Raw genomic sequence first — 3,473 nt, forward strand, 5'->3', positions numbered from 1 at the left:
AGGCGTTCCAGCCGGGTGACGGTGTCCTCGACGACTCGACCGCCGTAGCCGGTGACCTCCTTGCGTCCGATGGCGAGGAGCTGCCCCGGTGGGGTGCCCTCGTGGCCGAGGTAGTTGTGCACGCCGTCGGCCGGGGCGTTGCGCGGGGAGCCGGCGTCGACGACGAGGACCGAGCGGCGGGCCCGGACCAGCGCGGTGGCGCCCGCCAGCCCCGCGGGGCCGCCGCCGATCACCACCACCTCGTGGTGGTGGGAGACGGCGTCGCCGGTGGGGCGGGGTGAAGGGTTCGGGGTGGTCATGGGCGGTACCTCCGTTCGGTTCCGAGACTGCTACCCGGGAGAGCCGTCGACAAGTTTTCTTGCCGTTTCGGCAAAGCGGAGGGAGGATCTGGGCATGACGACCGAGGATCTCGACCCGATACTGACCGCCGTGGGCCCGAGACTGCGGGCGTTGCGCCGGGAGCGCGGCACCACCCTGTCCGACCTCTCCGAGACCACCGGGATCTCGGTCAGCACGCTGTCCCGTCTGGAATCCGGGCAGCGCAGGCCCACCCTGGAACTGCTGTTGCCGCTGGCCCGGGCGCACGGGGTGCGGCTCGACGAGTTGGTGGGGTCCACACCCCCCGGTGACCCCCGGGTACGGACCCGGCCGATCGTGCGGCACGGCATCACCTTCGTGCCGCTGAGCCGGGAGCCCGGCGGGGTACAGGCGTACAAGATGATCATGCCGCCGGCTGCCGATCCGGAGACGGCGATGCCGCCGGACCAGCGGGCGCACGAGGGCTACGAGTGGATGTACATCCTCTCCGGTCGGCTGCGTCTGTTGCTGGGCGAGCACGACCTGATCCTCGGGCGGGGCGAGGTGGTGGAGTTCGACACCCGCACCCCGCACTCCTGGTGCAACGCGGGGAAGGTTCCGGTGGAGGTGCTGAGCCTGTTCGGTTCGCAGGGCGAGCGGATGCACGTCCGCGCCCGTCCGAAGCACTCCTGACCCGCCCCCGGGTCCGGCCCGAGGCGTTCGGGGCCCGGGGCGCGCGGCCGAAAAGCGCCCCCGCGCCGGGGAAGGACGTCCGGGGCGGGTCCTCCTCCGGTGCGCCGTCGGCGGAAAACGGGGACAGCCGGGGCGGACGGGCGTAGCGTCGCCCCCATGGAGACCGTCGTGCTCGCGCCGAACCTCTACCAACTGCGGATGGAGGGCGGGCACGTGTACCTGTGGCGGGATCCGGGCTCACTGACGCTGATCGACACCGGCCCGCCCGGCTCCGGGGAACCGATCATCGACGCCATCGAACGCCTCGGCTAGGATCCGGGGGAACTGCGCACCGTGGTCCTGACCCACTTCCACGCCGACCACGCGGGCGGGGCCGCCGACCTCGCCCATCGGGACGGGGTGACGGTGGTGGCGCACCGGCTGGAGGCCCCCGTCATCCGGGGCGAGGCGACCGGCCCGGCACCGGACCCGGCCGGGGCCCCGCGGTGGGAGCGGGACCTGTACGACGAGGTGCCGCACCCGCCCCCGGCCGCGCCCGCGCCCGTGCACCGGGAGGTGGCGGACGGCGACGAACTGGACATCGCGGGCGGGGCCGTGGTGGTGGCGGTGCCCGGCCACACCGACGGCAGCATCGCTCTCCACCTGCCGGGCCCCGGCGTGCTCTTCACCGGCGACGCGGCGGCCGGGGCGCACGGCGGGGTGATCCCCGGCGTGTTCCACGCCGACCGGGCCCGGGCGGCGCAGTCCTTCCGACGGTTGGCGGGCCTGGAGGTGGAGACGGTCTGCTTCGGCCACGGGGATCCGCTGCTCGGCGGCGCCGGCGTCGCCCTGCGGCGGGCCGCCGCAGCCCTCGACTGACGCCGGTCGGCGACAGGGCGGCGGTCGGCCGTGCCCGGGCCCGGGGGTGCGGGAGGAACGGTTACGGTCGGGACGGCCCACGCCCGGACCCGCACGCCGGGCACCCCCGGTGGCTCCCCGGAGCCCGTCCCCGAAGGAGAACACCGCCGTGTCGCAGTCCCCCGCGGAGTGGATGGAGCGCCGGCAGGTGCCCTGCTGTGTGGGGGCGATCGCCGTCGGCGTCCTGTGCGGGCTGCTCGCCCCCGGGGTCGGCGGTGCCATGGAGGCGGTGGTCGCGCCGGTGCTCGGGGCCCTGCTGTACGCCACCTTCCTCCAGGTGCCGATCGCGGAGTTGGGGCGTTCGTTGCGGGCGGGGCGCTTCCTGCTCGCGGTGCTGGTGGTGAACTTCCTCGTGGTGCCGCCGGTGGTGGCCGCGATGTTCCCGTTGATGCCCGGCGATCCGGCGTTGCGGCTGGGCGTGTTGCTGGTGCTGCTCGCTCCCTGCGTGGACTACGTGATCGTCTTCAGCCGGTTGGCCGGCGGGAGCGCGGACCGGCTGCTCGCCGCCACCCCGCTGTTGTTGCTCGCGCAGATGGCGCTGCTGCCGCCGTTCCTGGCGCTCTTCCTCGGCCCCGAACCGGCCGAGGTGATCGAGCCCGGGCCCTTCGTGCACGCCTTCCTGTGGCTGATCGCGCTGCCGTTGACGCTGGCGTGGCTCACCCAGGCGGCGGCCCGTCGGTTCCGGGCCGGGCGGCTGGTAGCGGAGGGGACGGGGGCGGCGATGGTGCCACTGATGGCTGCGGTCCTGCTCACGGTGGTCGCCTCGCAATTGCCGAAGCTCGACGGCCGGCTCGGCGAGGTGGTGCCGACGGTGCCGTTCTTCGTCGTGTTCCTCGTGGTGATGGCGTGGGCCGGTCGGGCGGTGGCCCGGGGGTTCCGGCTGCCGCCGGCGGAGGGCCGGGCGGTGATCTTCACCGGCGCCACCCGCAACGGATTGGTGCTGCTGCCCCTGGCGCTGGCCCTGCCGGACGAGCGGGGGGCGGTCGCGCCGGTGGTGATGGTGACGCAGACCCTGGTGGAGGTGGTGGGCATGGTGGTCCTCGTGCGGGTGGTGCCCCGGCTGCTGCCCGCCTCCGCCGACCGCTCCGGCGGCGCCCGCGACTGAAGCGGTGGATGCGACTCCGATTCCCCTTTTCTCCTTGCGGATGCGGTAGGGAACGACATAGCGTGCCGCACATGCGCACCTACACCATCGGACGGGCCGCCGCGCTGCTCGGGGTCAGCCCGGACACCGTGCGGCGCTGGGCCGACGCGGGGCGGCTGACCACCCGGCGGGACGACCACGGCCGGCGGGTGGTGGAGGGGCCGGTGCTGGCCGCCTTCTGCGTCGACCTCGCCCGGGGTGACGGTGACGGCGAGGGTACGGAGGACGAACCGGCCCGGACCTCGGCCCGCAACGCCTTCCCGGGCATCGTCACCGCGATCACCCTCGGGGACGTGGTGGCGCAGGTGGAGATCCAGGCCGGGCCGCACCGTCTGGTGTCCCTGGTGACCCGGGAGGCGGTGGAGGAGTTGGGGTTGGAGGTCGGCGCCGAGGCCACCGCCCGGGTCAAGGCCACCAACGTGCACATCGACCGCCCCTGACC

6 protein-coding genes are annotated in these 3,473 nt (G+C 74.3%); 5 read left to right on the forward strand and 1 reads right to left on the reverse strand.

The genetic code is table 11. From position 1 onward, the window contains the following. Positions 1–299: FAD-binding protein (locus tag FNQ90_RS16635; RefSeq protein WP_182607105.1), on the reverse strand; the 299-nt coding region annotated here is incomplete at its 3' end. Positions 300–393: 94 nt separating this feature from the next. Between FNQ90_RS16635 and FNQ90_RS16640 the strand changes: the two genes are divergently transcribed. From FNQ90_RS16640 to FNQ90_RS16655, 5 genes are all read left to right on the forward strand, one after another. Further along, entirely contained in the window at positions 394–990 is a 597-nt protein-coding gene (locus FNQ90_RS16640) for a helix-turn-helix domain-containing protein (RefSeq protein WP_182607106.1), read from the forward strand. A gap of 156 nt (positions 991–1,146) precedes the next feature. Continuing rightward, on the forward strand, positions 1,147–1,302 hold the full coding sequence (locus tag FNQ90_RS28510) for an MBL fold metallo-hydrolase (protein WP_323380007.1): 156 nt from the start codon (positions 1,147–1,149) through the stop codon (positions 1,300–1,302). Between the two features lie 12 nt (positions 1,303–1,314). Next, a complete protein-coding gene (locus tag FNQ90_RS16645; RefSeq protein ID WP_323380008.1) occupies positions 1,315–1,848 on the forward strand; it encodes an MBL fold metallo-hydrolase in 534 nt (177 codons plus the stop codon). A gap of 172 nt (positions 1,849–2,020) precedes the next feature. Continuing rightward, the gene (locus FNQ90_RS16650) at positions 2,021–2,992 is read left to right on the forward strand and encodes a bile acid:sodium symporter (RefSeq protein WP_182607107.1); all 972 of its coding nucleotides are present in this window, start codon (positions 2,021–2,023) and stop codon (positions 2,990–2,992) included. Between the two features lie 71 nt (positions 2,993–3,063). Next, on the forward strand, positions 3,064–3,471 hold the full coding sequence (locus tag FNQ90_RS16655) for a TOBE domain-containing protein (RefSeq protein ID WP_182607108.1): 408 nt from the start codon (positions 3,064–3,066) through the stop codon (positions 3,469–3,471). Positions 3,472–3,473: the final 2 nt, after the last annotated feature.

The sequence above is a fragment of the Streptomyces alkaliphilus genome, from assembly GCF_014141535.1.
In the GTDB taxonomy this organism is placed as follows: domain Bacteria; phylum Actinomycetota; class Actinomycetes; order Streptomycetales; family Streptomycetaceae; genus Streptomyces; species Streptomyces alkaliphilus.

What these genes read in the sequence shown, in the direction of transcription:
- FNQ90_RS16650 (WP_182607107.1), top strand. Translation starts at nt 2,021, where the DNA reads ATGGAGCGCCGGCAGGTGCCCTGCTGTGTGGGGGCGATCGCCGTCGGC.
- FNQ90_RS28510 (WP_323380007.1), top strand. Translation starts at nt 1,147, where the DNA reads ATGGAGACCGTCGTGCTCGCGCCGAACCTCTACCAACTGCGGATGGAG.
- FNQ90_RS16655 (WP_182607108.1), top strand. Translation starts at nt 3,064, where the DNA reads ATGCGCACCTACACCATCGGACGGGCCGCCGCGCTGCTCGGGGTCAGC.
- FNQ90_RS16640 (WP_182607106.1), top strand. Translation starts at nt 394, where the DNA reads ATGACGACCGAGGATCTCGACCCGATACTGACCGCCGTGGGCCCGAGA.